This window comes from Actinomadura sp. NPDC048021 (assembly GCF_040653135.1).
GTDB classification, from domain to species: Bacteria; Actinomycetota; Actinomycetes; order Streptosporangiales; family Streptosporangiaceae; genus Spirillospora; species Spirillospora verrucosospora.
This window is the reverse complement of record NZ_JBEZJQ010000027.1, coordinates 1-22017: the sequence shown is the minus strand read 5'-3', so window position 1 is coordinate 22017 and position 22017 is coordinate 1. Positions and strand designations below refer to the sequence as shown.

Here is a 22017-nt window from a genome sequence, read left to right as displayed (position 1 = left end):
GGGTGCGTTGCTGTTGCCGTTTCGGCACGCATGGTTGCTGCAAAACGCCCGGCGCGTCCAGGATGGACACATGAGGCTGACGACGATGACGCAGATCACCGTGGACGGTGTGATGCAGGGCAACGGTCACGCGACTCCCGAGGAGCTGGCGAGCGGGTTCAACCGGGACGGCTGGGCGCTCGGGGCATTCGCCGATGACACCGGCGAGATGATCACCGGGACCTATCAGCGGGCGGATGCGTTCCTGTTCGGGCGGCGCACGTACGAGATGTTCGCCGAGACCTGGGGCACTCGGCCGGAGATGCAGGCGCACCCCATCGGGGTCGCGCTCAACGGAGCGCAGAAGTACGTCGCATCCAACAGTCTCGAGCGACCGTCGTGGGGACCCGTCACGCCGCTGTCCGGGGATGCGACCGCGGCGATCAGGGAACTGAAGGAATCGTCGTCCGGCGAGATCCAGGTGCACGGGAGCGCGAAGCTGATCCGCTCGCTACTCGCCGCCGCCTCGTCGACGAACTGACGCTTCTGGTCGTTCCCGTGCTTCTCGGACAGGGCATGCGGCTGTTCCCAGACGATGGGCCCGCCGCCGCGCTCGAGGTCATCAGCTCCCACACCGACGCAAGGGGCGTCGGGGTGCACGTGTACCGGCCGGCCGGACAACCGGAGTTCCACCCGGCGCGGCCGACGTAAGCAGACCGGGATCCCCGCGCGATCGGCCCTGCCGAGTCGCCACGGCGCGGCGCCTCGTCGACGAGGGCGTGAACGTCACCAAGGCCGCACCCGCTGTCGGCAAGGTACTCGTCCGCGCCGGCAGCCAGGCGGGCGGCCCGATCCGGGTGTTGTTGCGGGGCCGCCTTCTTCAGAGGGCGATCAGAACACCATTGTGAGCAGGGGTGCGAACAACTCTTGTTCGTCGATTTCGAGCCCGCGGTTCGTGAACCATGTGGCCATGTTGCGCAGTCCCGCATCAGGAAGCCCATGCCTTTCGGGTTGCCGACGATGTCGACGACCTGGGGCAGGTCGATCATCACGATCCGCTCGGCCTGGGCGAGGACGTTGTAGGGCGAGAGGTCGCCGTGCGCGAGCCCAGCGCGGGCCAGTTCACGCATTCCGTCGCGGAGCTGCTCGAAGTACACGCCGAGCAGCTCTTTGAGGATGCCGAATTCCGTATCGATTGCAGCCTGCTCCGTGACGACCCACGACGGGCGTGGTTCGGGGCCACGCGAGCTTCGCTCGACGTCCAGCCACGTGGACCATCGTTAATCCGGGCCCACCTCCTCGCTGACCCGAATGGAATTCGAAGGCGAACGCGCCGGCCGGATCCGCTCGGGTCTTCTACCGGCCGGAGGTGAACTCCCGTTACGCCCACACGCCTCCACCCCACCCGCCTGCTCCAGCGTCTTGAGCACCAGCCGGCCTGCCGCTCATCGACCCCCGCACCCGGCACCGCCGCACCCGGCACCGCGGCGTCCGGCGGCGCTGCGTCAGAGCCCACCTCCCGGGCCGCTGCCAGCACCTCGCCGAACTCCCCCAGCAGGCGCTCGGACTCGGCGCGGTGCGCCTCGCGCAGCGCCTCCAGATTGTCGCGGCCCCTCTTGTGAATCGCCGCGATCCGCTTGTAGAACATCGTCACCACGTCGTCGCGGACCCCGGTCGCGACCGTGTACACGAAACCGGCCAGCAACGTCAGCTGCTTGTCGGTGCCGACCTTGCGCATGTCGGCGGCGTCGGCGACCCGCGCCTCCCCGGCGAAGTGCGCGACCTTCCCCGCCGGCACGCCCTCCAGCCACACCCCGGTCGGGCCGATCGCGTCAAGGTCGGCCACTAGCGCCAAACGCTGCTTGAACTTGGAGAGCGACGCCGCCGCCACCTGCCGGACCCGGGCCGCCTCATAAGCCCAGCCGTTTGCGCACCAGCGCGCGGTGTCGCTTGGCCGACGCCGGGACCTCCGCCAGCTTCGGGAAGTACCCCGACCGCTGAAAGGACTTCAGCCACACCACCAGCGTCAGCAGATGATGCTCATCATCGGTGCACGACCGCGCCCACTCCACCTCGGCCCCGGTCTGCGTGCACGCCTCCGCCAACTCACGCGCCGACAACACCCGCGCAAACTGCGGATACACGGTCCGCTCGATCGAGGTCACCCACAACCCGCAGGACCGCCGCCGACCCGACGTCGATCACCCTAACGATCAACCGTCAGGCCGTGATCCCTTTCTGGCGTAGTCCGGCCGCCCCCATATGCGGTCTGCCGGTCGGACCCCAGGGCGATCACGCATGACCGTCGCCTCCTGACGTCTTCGAGCGGCTGGCCGCCGAGCCGGTTCGGGTGCCGGGCTGTGGGCCGGGCGGCTGGTGACGCGGGGCGATCCTGCTTCACAATTATGCGTTTTCGACACCTTGGAGCCAGCACAGTGCTGAAATATGGGCTGTGCACCGTTCTATCCACTTTGTCGGCAGTCTTCCTCCAGAGCTTTCCGCCAGCCCTCGCCAGGCCATGGAGTGGGTCCTCGATCACGCCCGCGGCCACCGGCTGATCTCCCTGCCCTGCGATCTCGACCCGGACTGGGTCGTCGCCTACCTGCGGGATCTCGCCGAACGGGAGGCGTTCGAGATCAGGCGGGCCGGCGAGTACGCCGACTACGACGACATGCGCACCTACGGCGTACGGCGCGGTCGGCGGTTGCGGCCCGATGACGTGTCGATGCGCCGCTCTGACCGGTTGCGCGAGATCGTGGACGAGTTCCGTGCGCTGCGCGCCGAGCGCCCAGGGGTCGCCGACACCCGTCTGCAGATCAGCCTCCCCAGTCCGCTCGACCTGGCGATCTTCGCGTTCGCCGGCCGGCCGTGGTTGTCGCTGCGATACCTGCCGGTGTTCGCTCAGGCCGTCGTGGACGAGGTGGCGGACCTGGCGGCCTTCGCCGGACCGGACGTCGTCTGGCAGCTCGAGACGCCGTCCGTGCTGATAGGCATGGACATGGCCAGGCGGGTGCCCGGAGGCCCTGCCCTGGCCGCGCGGCTCATGGCCGGCCAGGTCGCGAGCCTGATCGCGCGCTTCCCCGACGACGCTCAGGTGATCTTGCATCTGTGCTACGGCAACTACCGGAACACCGAGATGTTCGCGCCCCGCGACCTCGGCTCGGCCGTCCGATACCTCAACCTCCTCGCGGACGCGCTGCGCCGCCGCGGCCGGCGTCTGCCGCCGGTGCACCTCCCCGCGGCCTACGGCGCGCACCCTGCGCCGCGTACCGAGGCGTTCTACCGGCCGCTGAGCGGGCTCGCCCCGGAGTGGCAGGTCATCGCGGGGATCGCAGCGGCGGCCGACCCGGCGGGCGGCGTCGAGAGCCTGCGGCTGTTCGAGGCCGCCGCGGGCCGCGAGGCGTATGCGGTAGCCACGGCCTGCGGTCTCGGCCGGCACACCCCCGACGAGGCCGAACAGGCGGTCAGAGCGATGACCGCTGCGGTCGGCACCGGTTAGTGCGGGACGCGGCGGCCGAGGAACGCAGCTACATGATCAAGGGCCGGGGTGTGCTCGGGTGCGGACCACGCTGAGGCGAAGGATCCGCTGGCGACGGGGCCCCTGCCGCCGTGACCTGAACGTGACGGTCCGTAGGCATGATCGGACGTCCAGCATGATCAAACGTTCTGCGGAATCGGCGAGCGGGAGGAAGCCTTGGGGCGCGCGAAGACCACCGGCTACGGATGGGTCGGTTCGGTGCTGCCCCTTCTCGCCTTGGTCCTCGGAGCCTCGCTCGGTATGGCGGTCGGCGCCTGGCTGGAGGTCGAGGACGTCTTCGGACCGCCCGCCACGGGCGTCCTGATCGGCGAGGTCGCCGCTGCGGCGGTGGTGTTCCTCGTCGGCTTCCGCATGAACAGTTCGTGGACGCCCGAGGGCCGGAGGTGGACCAGGGAGCACAGCTACGGCGGCCACGGCGTCCAGTGGCTCGGCGTCACCATCGCCCTCGCCATCGCGACGGTCCCCTTCTCCATCACGTTCGAGAAGCTGACCGCACCCGGGCTGGACTGGGCGGGCCTCGTGGCGGCGATGGCGGTGACGGCCGGCGTCAGCCGCCTGATCTACGTGAAGACCTGCGCACCCGTCATCGACGCATCAGGGCCGTCGGCGCGCCTGCTTCTCCGCTCTAGCCGAGCACCTGCCCGTCGTCACCGCCGCTACGCATGTGGAGTTTTCTCTACCCGGTTGGGGGTGGTAACTCCCTAGTCCCGGTGCTCAGGCCTCAATAGCGTCCCCTACGTGGGCGGCCTGACATGAGGAGGCCACGTGGTCGAGCACAGCCGAAGGACCGTCTTGCGCAGCGGCGGCATCGCCGCGGCGTCCGTGCCGCTGGCCGGGCGGATCAGCCCGGCTGCGGCCGGGACCGATCCGATCATGGTCGGCCCCGGCGATCCGCGCTATCGCTCGCTGGTGCTCCGGGGCTACAACCGCCGCTTCGAGGGCAGACCCGAGGAGATCTGCGTCGCGACGTCCACCGAGGACGTCGTCCGGGCCGTCGAGAGGGCGGAGCGCACGGGCCGGCGGGTGGCCGTGCGCAGCGGCGGCCACTGCTTCGAGAACTTCGTGGACGATCCGTCGGTCCGGGTGCTCATCGACCTGTCCGGGATGACGGCCGTCGACTACGACCGGCGGCGCAAGGCGTTCATGGTCGAGGCCGGCGCCACGCTGGGCGAGGTCTACCGCCGGTTGTACGTGGGGTGGGGCGTGACCCTTCCTGGCGGGACCCATCCGGATGTCGGGGTGGGCGGGCACGTCGCGGGCGGCGGCTACGGGGTGCTCTGCAGAAGGGACGGTCTCTCCGTGGACCACCTGTATGCGGTGGAGGTGGTCGTCCTGGACCGCGCGGGGAAGGCGAGGAGCGTCGTGGCCACACGTGAGGCCTCGGATCCCGACCGTGACCTGTGGTGGGCCCACACGGGAGGGGGCGGCGGCAACTTCGGTGTTGTCACGCGCTACTGGTTCCGGTCTCCGGGAGAGCAGGCGGCGCTGCCGAAGCCGCCCGGCACCGTCCTCACGTTCACCGTGGACTGGCCGTGGGAGAAGCTCGACCGGGAGGCCTTCGTACGGCTCCTGCGCAACTACGGCGAATGGGGTGAGCGCAACTCGGCCCCCGGCTCGCCCATGGCGCCCCTGTACGGCGAGTTCATCTTTTCCAGACCCGCCGAGAACGCCTCTCTGACGGGACAAGTGGTCAGTGACAGCGGCGCCGAACGAATACTGGCCGATCTGATGGGCGCCCTCCACCGCGGGCTCGACCTTCGTCCCCAGCCGAAGACGGTCGCCATGCCGTGGCTCCACGCGACACGGTACGGCTTCGGCGGAGGCCCCGCGCCGTTCTACCGGATCAAGATCAAGTCGGGTTACCGGCGGCGGCGCCTCACCGACGCGCAGGCCGCCGTCGCGTACGAGCAGCTTGCCAGGACCGACTTCGACAACGGGCACTTCTTCGTCAACACCTACGGAGGCCGGGTCAACGCGGTGGCTCCGGGGGCGACCGCCGTGGCCCACCGCGACTCGATCTTCAAGATCGGCTACCTGGCGGGCTGGGAGGACGCGAAGGGCGACGACCGGAACCTCACGTGGATCCGCGAGTTCTACCGGAAGATCTACGCGGCGAGCGGCGGGGTCCCGGCCGAGGACGGCGGCTTCGGCACGTTCATCAACTATCCGGACGCCGACCTGGCCGACCCGCGGTGGAACCAGTCGAACGTTCCGTGGCACACGCTCTACTACGGCGACGGCTACGCGCGACTTCAGCGCGTCAAGGCCCGCTGGGACCCGCGCAACGTCTTCCACCACACGCTGTCGGTCCGTGGCTGAGCTCAGATCAGGGCTGCGCTCGATCAGTCCGCGGTGGTGGCGCCGTTAACGGACGCCTCACTGCGGAGACCTGCGCGGGAGCCGGTCAGCCGTCGTAGTCGAACTCCCGGAACACGTACGCCACGTCGCGCTCGTCGAGCCACCGGACCAGCCGGCCCCCGATGGCGGACGCGTCGTTCCTCTCCTGGCCCTTCGCCACCACGGCCGCGCGCGCGGCCTCCAGCGGATCGGTGGCGTCCCCGACCAGGCGGGGGACGTCCGCGGCGGCGATCGTCGTCCACCGCCGCCACTCCAGCACCGCTTCCCCGATCTGCATCGTGACGCCGTAGCCGCTGTCCACGAGGTAGAGCGTCAGATCTCCGTTCGGCAGCAGGTAAAGGCGCGCGCTCGAACGGCCGTCCTTGTCGCTGTGGCCGCCCAGTTCAAGGGAGCGTTCCGAGGCACCCCGCCCCTCCAGCTCGAAATCACGACCGAAAACCATTGTGCGATCTTGTCATGCGCCGCGAGCAGATCCATCGGGGCCCGCGACCGACAGGTTCCACCGGCGGGAGCCGGCTACCCGAGGGTGTTCGCGCGGATTCCGTCGATCAGGTATCCCAGGCCGCGGTGGAACGCGTCGTCCCAGTCGTTGTCGCTGGGGTGCCCGTGCGCGGCCAGCGTCGGGTACGCCTCGCGCCGCGCCGCGAGGATCTCGTCCGCGGCTTCGCGGGTGGACGGCTCGTCCCGCCGGCGCCACGACAGCTGGCTGATCGTGGCCCCGATCACGAAGTGCGACAGCCCGTAGGCGGCGGCGGTCAGCGGCGCGCCCGTGAGCCCGGCGCGTTGCAGCGCCGCGTGCAGGAACTCCGTCCGCGCGAGGACGTTAGGGCCGAGCATCGGCCGGCCCATCAGCGTCGCGGTCCATGGATGGCGGAGCATCACCGCGCGCCACCGCTCCACCATCGCGGTGACGTCGGCGCGCCAGTCGCCGGTCGCCGGCGGCACCTCGGCCTCGCCGAAGACCGTGTCGAGGGCCAGGTCGAGCACGTCGTCCTTGGTGTCCAAGTGCCAGTACAGGGTGGTCGAACCGGTGCCGAGCCGCTCGGCCAGCCGCCGCATGGTCAGCCGGTCCGCGCCCTCCTCGTCGAGGAGGGCGACCGCTCCGGCGACGATGCGCTCCCGCGACAGCGGCGGCCCTTCCCGCCGCCTGCGCGGCTCCCTCAACCAGATGGCGCCCGCTCGACTCGTTCCCATGCGCCCACTCTAGTACGGTGGACGGGTGACCGGATCAATGTTCCAGTACCGGATCAGTGTTCGGAAGGGTGGTTCGTGGGCCACATCGATGTGACCGACCTGAGTTATGCGCTGCCCGATGGACGGCCTTTGCTGCGCGAGGTCTCTTTCCGCGTGGGGCAGGGCGCCAAGGCGGCCCTGGTCGGACCGAACGGCGGCGGCAAGACGACGTTGCTCAGGCTCATCGCCGGGGAGCTGGCCCCTTCCGCGGGGAAGGTCGCATGCACGGGCGGCCTCGGCGTGATGCGTCAGTTCACTCCGGAGGACCGCACCGTCCACCGGCTCCTGCTGTCGGTGGCGCCGCCGCGGATCAGAGCGGCGGCCGACGCGCTCGCACGCGCCGAAGCCGCGCTGAGCGACGCCGCGGAGAGTCAGATGGCCTACGCCCAGGCCATCAGCGACTTCGCCGACGCCGGCGGCTACGACCTGGAGGTCGTCTGGGACGCCTGCACGACCCTGGCGCTCGGCCTGCCGTACGAGGACGTCCGCGACCGGCCCGCGGGGAGCCTGTCCGGCGGCGAGCAGAAGCGGCTCATGCTGGAGGCGCTTCTGCGCGGGCCCGACGAGGTCCTGCTGCTCGACGAGCCCGACAACTACCTGGACATCCCCGGCAAGCAGTGGCTGGAGGAGCGGCTGCGGGCCAGCACCAAGACCGTGCTGCTGGTCTCCCACGACCGCCGCCTGCTCGCCGGGGCCGCCGACCGGATCATCACCGTCGAGTCCGGCACGGTCTGGGTGCACGGCGGCGGCTTCGCCACCTACCCGGCCGCGCGCCGGGACCGCGCCGCCCGCATGGACGAACTGCGCCGCCGCTGGGACGAGGAGCACGCGCGCCTGCGCCGCCTGGTCCACACGCTGCGCCAGCGTGCCGCCGCCAACGACGCCGTCGCCTCGTCCTACCAGGCGGCCCGAAGCCGCCTGGCCCGCTTCGAGGCGGCGGGGCCGCCGGAGCCGCCGCCGCGCGAGCAGAACATCCGGGTCCGCCTGCGCGGCGGACGCACCGGGAAGCGCGCCGTGATCTGCGAAGGGCTCGCCGTCGCCGACCTGACCGAGCCGTTCGACCTGGAGGTCTGGTACGGCGAACGCATCGCGGTCCTCGGCGCGAACGGGTCGGGCAAGTCACGGTTCCTCAAGCTGCTCGCCGCCCCGTCCTCGGTCCCCCACCAGGGCACGGTGCGCCTGGGCGCCCGCGTCGCTCCCGGCCACTTCGTCCAGACCCACGCCCGCCCCGACCTGCGCGACCGCCACCCTGACGAGATCATCACGACCGACTTCGGGACGACCCTCAACGACGCCATGCGCGCACTGGCCCGTTACGAACTCGCGCCCGCGCGGCACCAGCCCTTCCAGACCCTGTCCGGCGGGCAGCAGGCACGGCTGCAGATCCTGCTGCTCGAACTGTCCGGCTGCCCCCTTCTCCTGCTGGACGAACCGACCGACAACCTCGACCTCGCCAGCGCCCAGGCCCTCCAAGACGGCCTGAACGCCTACCAGGGGACCGTCCTGGCCGTGACGCACGACCGCTGGTTCGCCGAGGACTTCGACCGCTACCTGGTCTTCGATCCTGACGGCACCGTCCACCACCGTGCGGCCCCCACATGGCCTGCGGAGAACCGGCCGCTCCCCCGCAACCGCCCGTAGGAGCACCGCCGGGGCGTTCAGGGCCGGGCGAGTTCGCGGTAGTCGCGCAAGGTGATGTTCTCGGCGGCCTTACGGGCGATCTTGGCGGGCATGTTCCTTCCCGGCAGGTACGGCATGACCTTGTAGTACCGGTTGAGGAGCGTGGCCAGGGCCCGGCTCCCGGGGACCATGAGCTTGGCGACGCCGTCGCCCATCTTCTGGCAGCCCACCGCGTACTCGCGCATCTCCTCCTCGTACCGGCCGAACGCCACGTGGTGGTCACCGTGGGCCGCGGCCAGTTCGCCCGCCAGCACGTACGCGCCGACCAGAGCGAGTCCCGACCCCATGCCGGACAGGGAGGAGGGGCAGTAGGCGGCGTCGCCGAGCAGCGCGACCCGGCCGCGCGACCAGGTGTCCATGTGCACCTGGCCGACCGAGTCGAAGTAGAAGTCTGGCGCGTACCGCATGTCGTGCAGCAGCCGGTCGCTCTGCCAGCCGTTGCCGGTGAAGGCCTCGGCGAGGACGGCCTGCTGGCTCGCCACGTCGCCGCGGTCCAGGTCCAGCTGCGGCGAGGCGAAGTAGAAGACGGCCTTGGCCTCGGTGTTGTGGCGGGCGCTGTACATCGCGACGAGCTTGCCCGCGGTGCGGTAGGCGTGCCCGGTGTGGTCGAGGCCGAGATGGTTGGCCGTGGTGAAGATCGCGCAGTTGACGCCGAGGTGCTTCACGAAACGCTCCTCCGGCCCGAACGTCAGGCGGCGGGTGGTGGAGTGCAGCCCGTCCGCGCCGATCACCAGGTCGAACCGGCGCGGCGCGCCCCGCTCGAAGGTCGCCGTCACGCCGTGGGAGTCCTCGGTGAGCGAGGTGATGGAGTCGCCGAAGACGTACTCGGTGTGCTCCCTGGTCGCGTCGTACAGGATCCTGGCCAGGTCGCCCCGGAGGATCTCGACGTCTCCGGCGAACAGGTCGGCGGGGAGCTTGGCCTGCTGCCTGCCCGCGCTGTTGACGTACGACATGGAGCCCATGCCGGTGCGGGCGCGCTCGATGTCGGCCAGGATGCCCATGCGGCGCAGGACCGTCAGGTGGGCCTCGCCGCGGAAGTCGACGGCGTAGCCGCCGTCGCGGAGGGCGGGGGCGCGTTCCACGATGGTGGCCTGGAAGCCGTGCCGGTGGAGCCAGTAGGCGAGCGCGGGGCCGGCGACGGAGGCACCGGAGATCAATACCTTGAGGTTCGTCATGCCCCGGAGCCTCCAAGGGAGCGCTCACCGCGGGCTCACCGTGCGCTCACCGCGCTCAGGGCGGCGTCCACGACGTCCTCGGACAGCCCCAGCATCCGCAGCACCTCCCGCGCGGGCGCCCCCATCCCGTCCGCGGCCGCGGCGGCCTCCCGGTAGCGCCTGCGTGCCTCGGCGTCATGGCCACGGGCTTCGGCGACGCGCCCCAGCCCGATGAGCGTTCGCAGCCGGGGACCGAGGCTTTTGATCCAGTGCGGGTCGATCAGTTCGAGCGCCTCCGCGTACAGCCGTTCGGCCTCGGCCAGGCCGCCCTCCTGCAGGGCGATGTCGCCGAGGCCGCGCAGGGCCGCCGCCAGGTAGGTGGAGCCGCCGGTGCGGCGGGCGAGCTCGGCGGCCTGCGCGTAGTCGGCGCGGGCCGCGGCCGCGTCCTCGGCGGCGAGGTGGTCGCCCCGGTTGACCAGCAGGTCGGCGCTGTCCTCCAGGGCGCCGAGCCGTTCGGTGAGGACGAGCGCCTCGTCGGTCAACGCGACCGCCCGCCCGCGGTCGCCGCGGGCGCCCGCCGCTCCGGCGAGCGTGTCCAGGGCGAGGGCGATGCCCCATCGGTCACCGAGGGAACGGAAGCCCCGCAGGGCCTCACCGAAGGCGTCCTCGGCCCTCGCGGCGTCCCCCTCGCCGAGGTGCCCGAACCCTGAAACGTAGTGGGCGGCTGCCCGAGCCCACGGCTCGCCGCAGTCGCGCTGGGACGAGACGAGCGCGAAAGCGCCCTCCGGATCGGGTCCCATCGCGTTCCGCATCATCCACAGCAGCAGGACGACCGGGTAGCGGCCCGGCCGGTCGCCGGGCCACGCGGCCGCGAGCGCCTTCGCGGCCGACGCGCGATGGCGCTGCCATATCCGCTGCCCCGCGTCGCCCGAGGCCGGCGCCGACGCGGCGAGCAGCGCGCACGCCGCGTACTCCTCGCCGAGCCCGGCGGGGATCGCCTCGCCCGTCCGTGCGAGCAGCGCGGTCGCCTGCGGCGCGGCCGACGCGGACGCGCCTCGGATCCACAGGTAGTTGAACGCCGAGGCGAGCAGCTCGAAGGCCGTTTCCACCTCCGGCTCCTCGACCGCCCAGTGCAGCGCGGCCACGAGGTCGCCATGCTCGGCGGCGAGGACGGGCAGCCACTCCAGCTGCTCGGCCCGCCGCAGATGCGGGTCGGCCGTCCGCACCAGCTCCAGGAGGCGCCGGGCGTGGTCGCGCCGGACGGACGTGCGTTCGCCCGCCGCGTCGAGCAGTTCGGCGCCGTACGCGCGGATCGTCTCCAGCATCCGGTAGCGGCCGCCGGCGAACTCCAGCAGCGACTTGTCGACCAGCGACTCCAGCGTCTCACCGTCGGTGCCGCACACCCGCAGCGCGGACTCGGCGGTCGCGCCCCCGGCGAAGACCGTGAACCGCCGCGCCGCCCGCTGCTCGGGCTCGGACAGCAGGTCCCAGCTCCACGCGACCACCGCGCGCAGCGTGCGGTGCCGCTCGTCGGCCGTGCGGTTGCCGCGGGCGGCGACGCCGAGCAGGTCGTCCAGGCGTCCCGCGAGGTCGTCGATGTCGAGGGTGCGCGACCGCGCCGCCGCGAGCTCGATGGCCAGCGGCAGGTTGTCGAGCGCCGCGCAGATCCGCCGCAGGAGCTCGGGGGCGGCGGTGAAGCCCCGCCGCACGGCGGCGGCCCGCTCGGTGAACAGCCGGACGGCCGAGTCGGCGTCGAGCGGGCGCACCTGGAAGAGGTGCTCGCCGATGATGCCGAGCGGCTCCCGGCTCGTCGCCAGCACGCGCAGCCGCGGGCACGTCGCCAGAAGCCGCGCCGCCAGCCTCGCGACCTCGTCGACGACGTGCTCGCAGTTGTCCAGGACGAGCAGCAGCACCCGGTCCGACAGTGCCGCGATCAGGCGGTCGACCGGCGTCCTCGCGCCGCCGTCCATCTGGAGACCGCTCTCGCGCAGGCCGAGGGCGCCCAGCAGCGCCTGCGGCAGCCCGGCTCCGTCGCGCAGCGGCGCCAGTTCCACGAAGCACACCTCGCCGGCCGCGCCCTCCGCCGTCGCGGTGCCCGCGACCTCGACCGCGAGCCGGGTCTTGCCGACGCCGCCGGGGCCTGTCAGGGTGACCAGCCGGGCCACGCGGAGCAGCCCGGCGACGTCGCTCACCTCGCCGTCCCGGCCCACGACGTTCGTCAGCTGGGCGGGCGGCGCGGCGGGCGCGGGCGCCGGATCGGCACTGAGCAGTTCCCGGTGCAGCCCGGTCAGCTCGGCCGACGGGTCGGCGCCCAGCTCGTCGGCCAGACGCCGGCGTGTCTCCTCGAACACCACGAGCGCCTCGGCCTGCCGGCCCGCGGCGAACAGCGCCCGCATCAGCAGCCCGGCCAGCCGTTCCCGGAGCGGATGGCGGCCGACCAGCTCGCGCAGCTCGGGGACGGCCGTCCCGTGCTCACCGAGCCGGAGAGCGGCCTCGATGCGGTCTTCGAGCGCATCGAGCCGGCGCTCTTCCAGCCGTGCGGCGGCGGCCCGGGCCGTCTCGCCGTCGGGCAGGTCGGCGAGCGCCGGTCCCCGCCACAGCTCCAGGGCCTCGCGCAGCAGGGCGGCCGCCCGCCCGGCGTCGCCGCCGGCCAGCGCCGCCCGGCCCTCCGCGGCCAGCCGCTCGAACCGGGAGGCGTCCACGTCGTCCGGGTCGACCGCGATCCGGTATCCCGCTCCGGCCCGTTCGATCACGGCTCCGGCGCCCAGAGCCGCGCGGAGCCGTGACACCTGGGACTGCAGGGAGTGCGCCGAGAGCGCCCCGGCGGGGTCGATCTCGTCGGCGAGCCGGTCCGAGGAGACGACCTCTCCGGGACGCAGCAGGAGCAGGGCCAGCAGCGCCCGGCGGGCCGGGCCGCCCAGCGGGACCTCGCCGCCGTCGCCGTGCCAGGCCCTGGTCTCGCCGAGGATTCCGAACCGCATGCCGGCGATTATTCACCGGCACGCGATCACGGAGCGATCGGGCCGAGGAACGTCCCGCCCGAGACGTCGACGGTCTGGCCGGTCACCCACCGGCCCTGCGGGCCCGCCAGGAATCCGACGACGTCGGCGACGTCCTCGGGCTCGCCCAGCCGCCCCAGCGCGGTGATGGACTCCAGCCCGGCGACCACTTCGGGGATGGAGGTGTAGCCCGCGGTCATGTCGGTGCGCACCGCGCCGGGCGCGACGGTGTTCACCGTGATGCCGCGGCGGCCGAGCTCGTTGGCCAGCGACGGCGCCATCGACGCCAGCGCCGCCTTGCTGATCGTGTAGCCGATCTGGGTGGAGACCGCGAACCGGCTGGCCGTCGAGCCCATGTTGATGATGCGGCCGCCGTCGTTGAGCAGCGCCATCGCGCGCTGGACCACGAAGAACGGGACGGCGACGTTGATCTCCAGCAGCCGGCCGAGCTCCGCCGCGGTGACCTGCGAGATCGGGGTGGTCGAGCTGATGCCCGCGTTGTTGACCAGGATGTCCAGCCCGGCCCCTTCCCTCCCGGCCCGCGCCAGCCCCGCGGCCAGCTCGTCGAACAGCCGGTCCACCGCGCCGTCCTCGCCGAACCGCGCCCGGATCGCGAACGCGCGGCCTCCCGCCTCCTCGATCCGCGCGACGGTCGTCCCGGCCGCCTCCTCGTCGCCGCCGTAGTGGACGGCGACCAGCGCGCCTTCGGCCGCCAGCCGCAGCGCGACCGCACGGCCGATCCCCCGCGAGCCGCCCGTCACCAGTGCCGTCTTGCCGGTCAGAACGTTCATCGTCGCTCCCTGTTCAGCGGCCGGTCCGCGGCGGACCCGGCGATGGACCAACCGTCGCGAAGGGGACTCACCGGATGCTCACCGCGAGCTCACCGGCGCGCGCGTCGACGCCGGTCGGAGGCGTCACCGCGGAGGCGACGGCCCAGGAATCCCGAGGACCTCCCGCGAGCGCCGGACGGCTAAATCGCTTGCCTGCCGACAGTGCGCATGGCGATGCTCTGCCGAACCGGGAGGGAAGGAAGCCGCGAAATGGCCGTCACCGCGTCCAGCAAGCCCTCGGGGTCCGAGCCGGAAGTCCGCACGGCGGCAGGCGTTCTGCGCGGCAGGCGGGAGGCGGGCCTGGCGGTCTTCCGCGGCGTCCCGTTCGCCGAGCCGCCGGTCGGCGACCTCCGCTTCGCCGCCCCTCGGCCGGTGCGCGGGTGGGACGGGGTGCGCCCGGCGGCGGCGTTCGGCCCGCCGCCCCCGCAGTCCGGCATGCTCGGGGCGTCCCAGGACGCCGCCGGCGACGACTGGCTGACGGTCAACGTCTGGACACCGGAGCCGGACGCCGCGGCGAGGCTCCCGGTGATGGTCTGGATCCCCGGCGGCGGTTACGTCATGGGCGACTCCGGCCTCCCGGAGTACGACGCCGGGCACCTGGCCGAAAGCGGCGCCGTGGTCGTGTCCCTCGGTTACCGCGTCGGTGTCGAGGGTTTCGCGCAGATCGACGGAGCCCCGGCAAACCGGGGGCTGCTCGACCAGGTCGCGGCATTGCAGTGGGTGCGGGACAACATCCGGGTGTTCGGCGGCGACCCGGACCGGGTCACGGTCTTCGGGCAGTCGGCGGGCGGCGGATCGGTCGCCGCGCTGCTGGCCATGCCGCGCGCCGCCGGGCTCTTCCGCCGGACGGTCGCGCAGAGCGTGCCGGGCACGTTCTTCTCCCCCGAACTGGCCGCCGACATCGCCGCCGCCTGCGCCGCCGAACTGGGCCTGAGTCCCACGGTGTCCGACCTGTCGGCGGTGGCCCCGGCACGGCTGCCCGCCGCGGGCGACGCGGTCTCCGCGAAGATGGCCCGGTGGCGGGAGCGGTGGGGACCGATCACCCACCGGCCGATCCCGTTCGCGCCGGTCGTCGACGGCGACGTCCTGCCGGACACGCCGTGGCGGGCACTGGCCGGCGGCGCCGCCCGCGACGTCGCGCTCCTCGTCGGGCACACCCGTGACGAGCACCGGCTGTTCAGCCTGATCGACGGCGTGCTCGGCCAGGTCACGCGCGAGCAGGCCGAGACCGCCCTCCGCCTGCTCGCCCCCGGCCAGGACGGCGCACGCGGGTACCGCGAGGCCTACCCGTCCGCGACCGACGAGGAGCTGTACGAGCTGGTCAACGCGGACTGGCTGTTCCGCATGCCGAGCCTCCACCTCGCCGTCGCGCAGACCGCCGGGGGCGGGCGGGCCCACCTCTACGAGCTGACCTGGCCCGCGCCGGGAGCCGGCGGCGGCCTCGGCGCCTGCCACGGCCTGGACGTGCCGCTCGTCTTCGGCAACCTGACCAGCGGACAACCCGCCATGCTGATCGGCGAACCGCCCTCCCCCGCGGCGGAGGAGCTGTCCGCGCGGATCCGGCGAGCGTGGACGGGGTTCGCCGCCCACGGCGACCCGGGCTGGCCCGCCTACGACGCCCGGCGCCGCCTCGCCCAGATCTTCGACACCCCGTCGACGGTCAGCGCCTACCCCGAGGAGGCCTCGCGGCGGCTGTGGCAGGACCACGCCTTCCCGGCGCTGCCCCTGCTCGCGCGGTAGCGTCCCCCGGCTGCCGGGGTTGACCTTGACATTGACGTCAACGGATACCGTCCCACACCGAGATCAGGGACCTGGCCCTGGTCGCAGTGGAAGACGGGGACGACGTGAAATTCGCGATCAGTTACAGCACGCCCTTCTTCGGGGTGGATCCCGACCGGATCACCGCCTACGCCCGGCACGCCGAGGAGTGCGGCTTCGAGGCGCTCTACGTGCCCGAGCACATCGCCCTCTACCCCGGCGCGCAGGTGGGCGCGACGGCCCTCCCTCCGACGCTGCCCTACGGCGACCCGCTGGACTGCCTGAACTTCGCGGCGGCCGCGACCGAGCGAATCCTCCTCGGCACGGGCGTCCTGCTGCTGCCGTACCACCATCCGGTGACGCTCGCCAAGCGCCTGGCGACGATCGACCAGCTGTCCAGGGGCCGGATGCGGCTGCTGACCGTGGGGCTCGGCTCGCTGCCCGGCGAGGCGCGGGCGGTCGGGGTCGACTTCCGCACCCGCGGCCGGCGCGCCGACGAGGCCATCCAGGTGCTGCGGCTGCTGTGGGCCGGGGACGGCGACGGGGTCGGTTTCGACGGGGAGTTCTTCTCCTTCGAGAACCTGTGCAGCTTCCCCAAGCCCTTCGGCGGCGCCGGTCTGCCGATCCATGTCGGCGGTTCGAGCCCGGCGGCCGCCCGCCGCGCCGGACGCCACGGGGACGGCTTCTTCCCCGGCGGTTCGCTCACCCCGGACCAGCGGGCCGCCCAGCTGGACATCGCCCGGTCGGCCGCGAGCGAAGCGGGCCGCGATCCGGCGGCCCTGGAGTACACGCGCTGGGGATCGATGGACATGTCCGAGGAACGGGTCGAGGAGTTCGCCCGGCACGGCGTGACCCGCATCGTCGTCAGCGCCACCGCGCCCGAGCCGGAGCAGCAGCGCGAGCAGATGTCCGCCTTCGCCCGGCGCTTCGGCCTCTCCCCCGGCGACGGTGCCACGCCGGACACGCGCTGAGGACACCCGCGCGGGCGGTTGCTGGGTCGAGACCCGAATGCAGGCCGACGCCCGAAGTGGGCCAAGATCCTGACACGGAAGCGGACCTTATCGTCGTCCCGTACCCGCCGTAGCGTCGCGCTCGTGATCATTGCTGAGGTGCTGGGACGGTGGTCCGGCGGGGCGCGCCGCACGCCGCGCCGCACGGTCTGGCTGCTGGCCGTCGTCTACGGCCTCACCATCGCCAACCTGTACTACTGCCAGCCGCTGCTTCCGCAGATGGCGCGCTCGTACGCGGCCTCCTCCGTCGGGTACCTGCCCACCGTCGGGCAGGTGGGCTACGCGCTGGCGCTGGTGCTGGTCGTGCCGCTCGGCGACATCGTCCGCAGGCGCCCGCTGGTCTGCCTGCTGCTTCTCGCCGAGACGGCGGCGCTGGCGGCGACCGCGACGGCGCCCACGGCCGGGGTAGTCCTCCTCGCGGGGACGGTGATCGGCCTCGCGAGCGCGGGCGTGGTGAACATCCTGGTGCCCTACGCGGCCACCGTCGCCGCCGACCACGAACGCGGCCGGGCGGTCGCGACGATGCTCAGCGGCGGACTGGCGGGCATCCTGCTCTCGCGCACGGTCGCCGGTCTGACCGCCGAGGTCTTCGGCTGGCGCGCGCTCTACCTGGCCGCCGCGGCGGGCACGCTGCTGCTCACCGCCGCGCTCGCGCGCGTCATGCCGCCGTCCGCCGCGGAGGTTCCGATCGGCTATGCCGCGCAACTGCGGGCGACCCTCCGCCTGGCGACGAGCGAGCCGATGCTGAGACGCCGGTCGCTGATCGGCGCCTGCGTCTTCGGAGCCTTCGGGGTCTTCTGGACGACCGTGGCGTTCATGCTGGCGGGGCCGCCGTACCGGTTCGGCGAAGCGGAGATCGGTCTGTTCACGCTGGTCGGGGTCGCGGGCGCGTTCGCGGCGAAGGTCGCGGGCCGGGCCGCGGACCGGGGCCGGCAGCGCGCGTCCACCGGCGTGCTCCTCGTCGCGGGCGCGGTCTCATTCGGCGCGACGGCGGCCGGGAGCCACGGCCTGGCATGGCTCATCGCGGGGCTCCTGGTGCTGGACGTCGCGGTCCACGGCACCCATCTGCTGAACATGAGCGTGGTCTACGGCCTCGTCGACGGGGCGCGGTCGCGGGTCGCCTCGGTGTACATGACCTTCTACACCCTCGGTGGCGTGGCGGGCTCCGCCGCGGGCGCGGTCGCCTACCGCTCCGGCGGCTGGGGCGCGGTCTCGGCGACCGGCGCGGCGTTCATGGCCGCCGGGCTCGCCGCCTGGGCGGGCGAAGCCCGTGAAGGTCGCGTGGGCGAAGCCCGTGAAGGTCGCGTGCCCGGCCGGGCCTCGGCGGCGCCGAAACCCGGGTTGTTCAGGGGCGGGGGCCCGCGAGGCCGGCAAGGCCGTGGATGAGCAGGCCAGTGAAGGTGTCGACGACGGGGCCCGCCAGCTGGCGCCCCACCAGGCCCGATGCCCCGTCCCCGACGTGAACGCACGAGGTCCCTGCTGCTCCCGCCTCAGGCGCCGTCGGCGTCCGGGGCGCCGAACCAGTCGGACAACGCTTGGCGCAGCGCAGGCGCCGCAGTACCGGCGGGTTCGTCGACGGCCGCGACCCAGGCGACGTGGGCGTCCGGGCGGATCAGGAGGACGTCGGCCGGGCGGTCACCGGCCTTGGCGGTGCGGACGTCGACGCGGTCCTCCCAGCCGCGGGCCGCCTCGCGCAGGTCCGACCGGTCGGCGAGGTCGAGCAGGACGGGCCGTGCGGAGCGCATGAGTTCGGCGACGCTGGTGATGCCCTGGTCGGTGTGCAGGGTGAGGTCGGGCGCGAAAGCACCGGCCAGCGGGTGAGGGGCGGCGCCGGGCATCGGGTAGCGGATGTCGGCGCCGGACAGGAGCGCCCCCATGCGGCGCAGCGGCTGCTCGTCGGTCAGCAGTTCCTGGAAGAGCTCGCGCAGCGCCTCGGCGGCGGGATCGTGCGCGCGCCGCAGCGCCACCTGGGCGCGGGTGTGCAGCAGGGTGCGTGCGCCGGCGAGGTGGCGTTCGCGGTGGTAGGTGTCCAGCAGGCCGGACGGCGCCCGGCCGTGGACGGCGGCGGCGAGCTTCCAGGCGAGGTTGACCGCGTCCAGCATGCCCGCGTTGATCGCGACGCCGGTGGCGGGGAACAGGTGCGCCGCGTCACCGGCCAGAAGGATCCGCCCGTGGCGGTAGCGCTCGGCCTGCCGCGCCTGGAAGGTGAACCGCGACAGCCGGTGCGCCTCTCCGACGGGCAGGTCCGCGCCGAGCACGCGGCGGAGGCTGGCCTGGAGCTCGGCCACGGTCATCGGCGCGTCGTCGTCGTACTCGGTGGCCTCGTCCTCGTTGGTGTAGAGGGAGACGATCCTGGAGTCCGGGGACGAACCGAGCCCGAACATGCCGCGGTCGGTCTGGGTGAACCCCGGACGGATCGTGCCGAACCCGGGAACGTCGAGGCCGCCGTCGCCCAGCACGGTCACCGTGTCGGGCAAGGTGACCTGGGCCAGCCGGTTGACCTCCGGATAGGTCGTGCCGGGGAAGCCGATCCCGGCCAGGTCGCGGACGCGGCTGCGCGCACCGTCGCACCCCACCAGGTAGCGGGCGCTCACCTGGTAGGTCCCGTCCGGGCCGCGCACCTCCGCCGTCACCTCGGCGTCGTCCTGGCTCACCCCGGTCACCGGGTGCCCGCGGCGGACCTCGGCGCCGAGCTCTTCCACGCGCTCGTCGAGCAGCCGCTCCAGCAGCTGCTGCGGCAGCGGCAGGGCGTGCATCGGAGGGTCCGGCAGGCGGGTGAAGTCCAGGTGCACTCCGCCGAACGGGAACCGGGGCGCCGGAACAGGGTCGGTGCAGGCCTCTTCGAAGCGTTCCAGCAGCCCCCGGTAGCGCAGCAGCTCCAGGATCTGCCCGCCCAGTCCCCCGGCCTTCGGGGTGTCGCGGCGCTGCGGCCGGCGCTCCAGGACCAGCGGCCTCACCCCCGCCGATCGCAGCTCGCAGGCCAGCATCAGGCCGGTCGGACCGGCGCCCACGATGATCACATCGGCGTCCATGCGCTCTCCCTCGATTGAACGGCATCGCGCCGCGCATGCGGCACGAGCCGGGTCGTGTCCTGATCGCGGCCGTGAGACGGTCCGCGTTGAAGCCGGGCAGGCGGATCGCCTAACCCAGGCGCGAGAAGGTCCTCCGGGGCGGGTCCGCCGGGAGGCGTCCAGGAACGGGGGCCGCTACGTCTGGGATGGCGCGTCCTGCCGTTCGCTGATCGCGGTCGTGCCCGCAGCGCCCCCGGCGTGGGAGCGGCGGAAGGTGCGGCGGTAGGTGTCGGGCGGGACGCCGACCGTGCGGTTGAAGTGGCGGCGCAGCGTCGTTGCGGTGCCCATGCCGGTGGCGGCCGCGATCGCCTCGACGCTGTCGTCGGTGGTCTCCAGCAGTTCCTGCGCGCGGCGGATCCGCTGGGTCAGCAGCCACTGCAGCGGGGTGGTACCGGTCACCGACCTGAACCGGCGGCCGAGGTTGCGCGAACTCATGGCGGCCCGGCGGGCCAGGTCCTCCACGGTCAGCGGGTGCTCCAGCCGTTCGATCGCCCACGGGAACAGCTCCGCGAGCGGGTGGTCCTCCTGCGCGGGCACCGGGGAGGGCACGAACTGGGCCTGGCCGCCGGCCCGGTGCGGCGGCACGACCAGGCGGCGCGCGACCGCGTTCGCGACCGCGGAGCCGCGGTCGAGACGGACCAGGTGCAGGCACAGGTCCATCGCGGCGGCCTTGCCGGCCGAGGTGAGAACGCTGCCGTTGTCCACGTAGAGGACGTCCGGATCGACCTCCACGCGGGGATAGCGCGCGGCCAGCGCCTCGGTGTGCGCCCAGTGCGTGGTCGCGCGGCGCCCGTCGAGCAGTCCCGCGGCGGCCAGCACGAACGCGCCGGTGCAGAGCGAGGCCACGCGCGCGCCCGCCCGGTGGGCGGCGCGCACCGCGTCGACGAGGTCGCCGGGCGGATCCACGTCGACGTCGGCCCACCCTGGGACGATCACCGTGTCGGCGGTCGGCAGCCGGTCGAACCCGTGGTCGGGCTCCAGCCGGAAGCCGCCGGCCCGCACGGTCCCCGTTCCGCAGCCGAGGAGGCGGTACCAGGGCCCGGCCACATCGGCCGGCGCGCTGCCGAACACCTCGTAGGCCACCGACAGCTCGAAGTGCAGCATCCCGTCGGTGACCGCGACCGCGACCGTCGTCATGTCCGGAATTGTACGAGGCATGGCGTTCCAGACGCTCGTGCGGGACGGCCGCCGCCGCCATGATCGATCCACTGGTCGGACCGAGGGCAACGGGAGAGATGATGACGGGATCGGGTCAGGCGGTCGCGGTGTTCGGCGCGTACGGGCACACCGGGCGGTTCGTGGTGGCGGAGCTGCGGGACCGCGGGTACGTCCCGCTGGCGTCCGGCCGCGACGCCGGGAGGCTTCGAGCACTGGCGGAGTCCTTTCCGGGGCTGGACGTCCGGCCCGCGTCGGCCGACGACCCGGCGTCGCTGGACCGCGCGCTGGCCGGCGCCGCCGCGGTGATCAACTGCGCGGGGCCCTTCGCCGCGACGGCCGCCCCGGTGATCGAGGCGGCGCTGCGCGCCGGCGTCCCCTACGTGGACGTGGCGGCCGAGATCGAGGCCAACGCCGACACGCTCGCGCACTTCGCCCGGACCGCCCGCGACGCGGGAGCCACCGTCGTCCCCGCGATGGCCTTCTTCGGCGGGCTCGCCGACCTGCTGGCCACCGCGGCGATGGGCGACTGGACCGCCGCCGACGAGGTGCACGTCGCCTACGGGCTGAGCAGCTGGCACCCCACCGCGGGCACGCGCGCCTCGGGCACGGTCTCCCACGAGCGGCGCGACGGGCGGCGGGTCCGCTACACCGGCGGGAAGCTGGAGTACCACCAGGACGCGCTCCCCTCGTTGAAGTGGACGTTCCCCGAGCCGATGGGCGTCCGGTCCGTGCTCGGGGAGTTCAGCATGGCCGACGTCGTCACGATCCCCAGCCACCTGGCGGTGCCCGAGGTGCGCTCGTACATGACCGTCGAGGCGGCCGAGGACCTGTCGGCCCCCGGCACGCCGGCGTCGGCCGCGGCCGACGAGCGCGGACGCTCCGACCAGACGTTCCTGGTCGACGTCGTCGTGCGCTCCGGCGGCGAGGAGCGGCGCGCCACGGCCAGCGGCCGGGACATCTACGCCGTCAGTGCGCCGCTGGCGGTGGAGGCGGTCGACCGCATCCTCGGCGGCCGCACCAGGGCGACCGGCGCCGCCTCCGCCGGGGAGGTCTTCGACGCCGCCGACCTCCTGCGCGCGCTGTCCGCGCACCTGTCGGTCGACCTGCGCCGATGACCGTCCCCGGGGCCGCCGCCTCTCAGATCTCGTCGACGTTCATCGCGCCCTCGTTCGGACGGCGGGAGAGGTCGATGCCGAGCTCCTCCGCGGCGCGGAAGACGTCCTCGTCGGTGTCGCGCATCTCGATGGAC

General features: G+C 73.1%; 19 protein-coding genes. 9 read left to right on the top strand and 10 right to left on the bottom strand.

The window, feature by feature from the left end; translation table 11 throughout:
* Nucleotides 1-70 precede the first annotated feature (70 nt).
* Complete coding sequence (locus tag AB0C87_RS33835) at nucleotides 71-520, top strand: dihydrofolate reductase family protein (RefSeq protein ID WP_360581251.1); 450 nt, start codon at nucleotides 71-73, stop codon at nucleotides 518-520.
* Here the strand turns inward: AB0C87_RS33835 and AB0C87_RS33830 are convergent.
* Genes AB0C87_RS33830 through AB0C87_RS33820 form a run of 3 tightly spaced genes read right to left on the bottom strand, consistent with a single transcriptional unit; the run spans nucleotide 423 to nucleotide 2144 of the window.
* The gene (locus AB0C87_RS33830) at nucleotides 423-1109 is read right to left on the bottom strand and encodes an RIO1 family regulatory kinase/ATPase (protein WP_360581314.1); all 687 of its coding nucleotides are present in this window, start codon (nucleotides 1107-1109) and stop codon (nucleotides 423-425) included. The two genes, AB0C87_RS33835 and AB0C87_RS33830, sit on opposite strands and share 98 nt — an antisense overlap.
* On the bottom strand, nucleotides 1028-1870 hold the full coding sequence (locus AB0C87_RS33825; RefSeq protein ID WP_360581319.1) for a hypothetical protein: 843 nt from the start codon (nucleotides 1868-1870) through the stop codon (nucleotides 1028-1030). The genes AB0C87_RS33830 and AB0C87_RS33825 overlap by 82 nt, the downstream gene beginning before the upstream one ends.
* Before the next feature lie 19 nt (nucleotides 1871-1889).
* Nucleotides 1890-2144, bottom strand: a complete 255-nt coding sequence (locus AB0C87_RS33820) for a DUF4158 domain-containing protein (protein ID WP_360581250.1) — start codon at nucleotides 2142-2144, stop codon at nucleotides 1890-1892.
* A gap of 353 nt (nucleotides 2145-2497) precedes the next feature.
* Between AB0C87_RS33820 and AB0C87_RS33815 the strand changes: the two genes are divergently transcribed.
* From AB0C87_RS33815 to AB0C87_RS33805, 3 genes are all read left to right on the top strand, one after another.
* Entirely contained in the window at nucleotides 2498-3478 is a 981-nt protein-coding gene (locus AB0C87_RS33815; protein WP_360581249.1) for a hypothetical protein, read from the top strand.
* Between the two features lie 195 nt (nucleotides 3479-3673).
* Nucleotides 3674-4222 (top strand): hypothetical protein, encoded by a 549-nt coding sequence (locus AB0C87_RS33810; protein ID WP_360581248.1) that lies wholly within the window; start codon nucleotides 3674-3676, stop codon nucleotides 4220-4222.
* A gap of 60 nt (nucleotides 4223-4282) precedes the next feature.
* Complete coding sequence (locus AB0C87_RS33805; RefSeq protein ID WP_360581247.1) at nucleotides 4283-5836, top strand: FAD-binding protein; 1554 nt, start codon at nucleotides 4283-4285, stop codon at nucleotides 5834-5836.
* Nucleotides 5837-5921: 85 nt separating this feature from the next.
* Here the strand turns inward: AB0C87_RS33805 and AB0C87_RS33800 are convergent, their stop codons facing one another.
* Together AB0C87_RS33800 and AB0C87_RS33795 are read right to left on the bottom strand one after the other, a co-directional pair.
* Entirely contained in the window at nucleotides 5922-6317 is a 396-nt protein-coding gene (locus AB0C87_RS33800) for a hypothetical protein (protein ID WP_360581246.1), read from the bottom strand.
* Nucleotides 6318-6391: 74 nt separating this feature from the next.
* Nucleotides 6392-7069, bottom strand: coding sequence for a TetR/AcrR family transcriptional regulator (locus AB0C87_RS33795; RefSeq protein ID WP_345181948.1), 678 nt, complete (start codon nucleotides 7067-7069; stop codon nucleotides 6392-6394).
* 75 nt (nucleotides 7070-7144) lie between these two features.
* Here AB0C87_RS33795 and AB0C87_RS33790 point away from each other — a divergent pair, with 75 nt between their 5' ends.
* A complete protein-coding gene (locus AB0C87_RS33790) occupies nucleotides 7145-8749 on the top strand; it encodes an ATP-binding cassette domain-containing protein (RefSeq protein ID WP_360581245.1) in 1605 nt (534 codons plus the stop codon).
* 17 nt (nucleotides 8750-8766) lie between these two features.
* Here the strand turns inward: AB0C87_RS33790 and AB0C87_RS33785 are convergent, their stop codons facing one another.
* From AB0C87_RS33785 to AB0C87_RS33775, 3 genes are read right to left on the bottom strand one after another with little or no spacing between them, the layout of a single operon-like run.
* A complete protein-coding gene (locus AB0C87_RS33785; RefSeq protein WP_360581243.1) occupies nucleotides 8767-9963 on the bottom strand; it encodes an FAD-dependent monooxygenase in 1197 nt (398 codons plus the stop codon).
* A gap of 35 nt (nucleotides 9964-9998) precedes the next feature.
* The gene (locus tag AB0C87_RS33780; RefSeq protein WP_360581241.1) at nucleotides 9999-12923 is read right to left on the bottom strand and encodes a BTAD domain-containing putative transcriptional regulator; all 2925 of its coding nucleotides are present in this window, start codon (nucleotides 12921-12923) and stop codon (nucleotides 9999-10001) included.
* Nucleotides 12924-12949: 26 nt separating this feature from the next.
* Entirely contained in the window at nucleotides 12950-13732 is a 783-nt protein-coding gene (locus AB0C87_RS33775) for an SDR family oxidoreductase (protein ID WP_360581239.1), read from the bottom strand.
* A gap of 249 nt (nucleotides 13733-13981) precedes the next feature.
* Here AB0C87_RS33775 and AB0C87_RS33770 point away from each other — a divergent pair, with 249 nt between their 5' ends.
* From AB0C87_RS33770 to AB0C87_RS33760, 3 genes are all read left to right on the top strand, one after another.
* The gene (locus AB0C87_RS33770; RefSeq protein ID WP_360581238.1) at nucleotides 13982-15511 is read left to right on the top strand and encodes a carboxylesterase family protein; all 1530 of its coding nucleotides are present in this window, start codon (nucleotides 13982-13984) and stop codon (nucleotides 15509-15511) included.
* Nucleotides 15512-15615: 104 nt separating this feature from the next.
* Entirely contained in the window at nucleotides 15616-16500 is an 885-nt protein-coding gene (locus AB0C87_RS33765) for an LLM class F420-dependent oxidoreductase (protein WP_360581236.1), read from the top strand.
* 123 nt (nucleotides 16501-16623) lie between these two features.
* The gene (locus AB0C87_RS33760) at nucleotides 16624-17925 is read left to right on the top strand and encodes an MFS transporter (RefSeq protein ID WP_360581234.1); all 1302 of its coding nucleotides are present in this window, start codon (nucleotides 16624-16626) and stop codon (nucleotides 17923-17925) included.
* A 104-nt stretch (nucleotides 17926-18029) separates the two neighbouring features.
* Here AB0C87_RS33760 and AB0C87_RS33755 read toward each other — a convergent pair whose 3' ends face one another.
* A complete protein-coding gene (locus AB0C87_RS33755; RefSeq protein ID WP_360581232.1) occupies nucleotides 18030-19571 on the bottom strand; it encodes an FAD-dependent monooxygenase in 1542 nt (513 codons plus the stop codon).
* Nucleotides 19572-19745: 174 nt separating this feature from the next.
* Nucleotides 19746-20747 (bottom strand): helix-turn-helix domain-containing protein, encoded by a 1002-nt coding sequence (locus AB0C87_RS33750; RefSeq protein WP_345181970.1) that lies wholly within the window; start codon nucleotides 20745-20747, stop codon nucleotides 19746-19748.
* Between the two features lie 98 nt (nucleotides 20748-20845).
* On the opposite strand from AB0C87_RS33750, the gene AB0C87_RS33745 reads away from it, so the two are divergent.
* Nucleotides 20846-21883: a saccharopine dehydrogenase NADP-binding domain-containing protein gene (locus tag AB0C87_RS33745; RefSeq protein ID WP_360581230.1), complete on the top strand. Its 1038-nt coding sequence runs from the start codon at nucleotides 20846-20848 to the stop codon at nucleotides 21881-21883.
* The last annotated feature ends 134 nt before the right edge of the window (nucleotides 21884-22017 follow it).

Excerpts from the sequence above, each read along its gene's own strand:
- AB0C87_RS33835 (WP_360581251.1), top strand. The coding sequence starts at position 71 with ATGAGGCTGACGACGATGACGCAGATCACCGTGGACGGTGTGATGCAG.
- AB0C87_RS33830 (WP_360581314.1), bottom strand. The coding sequence starts at position 1,109 with ATGCGTGAACTGGCCCGCGCTGGGCTCGCGCACGGCGACCTCTCGCCC.
- AB0C87_RS33815 (WP_360581249.1), top strand. The coding sequence starts at position 2,498 with ATGGAGTGGGTCCTCGATCACGCCCGCGGCCACCGGCTGATCTCCCTG.
- AB0C87_RS33800 (WP_360581246.1), bottom strand. The coding sequence starts at position 6,317 with ATGGTTTTCGGTCGTGATTTCGAGCTGGAGGGGCGGGGTGCCTCGGAA.
- AB0C87_RS33795 (WP_345181948.1), bottom strand. The coding sequence starts at position 7,069 with ATGGGAACGAGTCGAGCGGGCGCCATCTGGTTGAGGGAGCCGCGCAGG.
- AB0C87_RS33785 (WP_360581243.1), bottom strand. The coding sequence starts at position 9,963 with ATGACGAACCTCAAGGTATTGATCTCCGGTGCCTCCGTCGCCGGCCCC.
- AB0C87_RS33780 (WP_360581241.1), bottom strand. The coding sequence starts at position 12,923 with ATGCGGTTCGGAATCCTCGGCGAGACCAGGGCCTGGCACGGCGACGGC.
- AB0C87_RS33775 (WP_360581239.1), bottom strand. The coding sequence starts at position 13,732 with ATGAACGTTCTGACCGGCAAGACGGCACTGGTGACGGGCGGCTCGCGG.
- AB0C87_RS33770 (WP_360581238.1), top strand. The coding sequence starts at position 13,982 with ATGGCCGTCACCGCGTCCAGCAAGCCCTCGGGGTCCGAGCCGGAAGTC.
- AB0C87_RS33755 (WP_360581232.1), bottom strand. The coding sequence starts at position 19,571 with ATGGACGCCGATGTGATCATCGTGGGCGCCGGTCCGACCGGCCTGATG.
- AB0C87_RS33750 (WP_345181970.1), bottom strand. The coding sequence starts at position 20,747 with ATGACGACGGTCGCGGTCGCGGTCACCGACGGGATGCTGCACTTCGAG.
- AB0C87_RS33745 (WP_360581230.1), top strand. The coding sequence starts at position 20,846 with ATGATGACGGGATCGGGTCAGGCGGTCGCGGTGTTCGGCGCGTACGGG.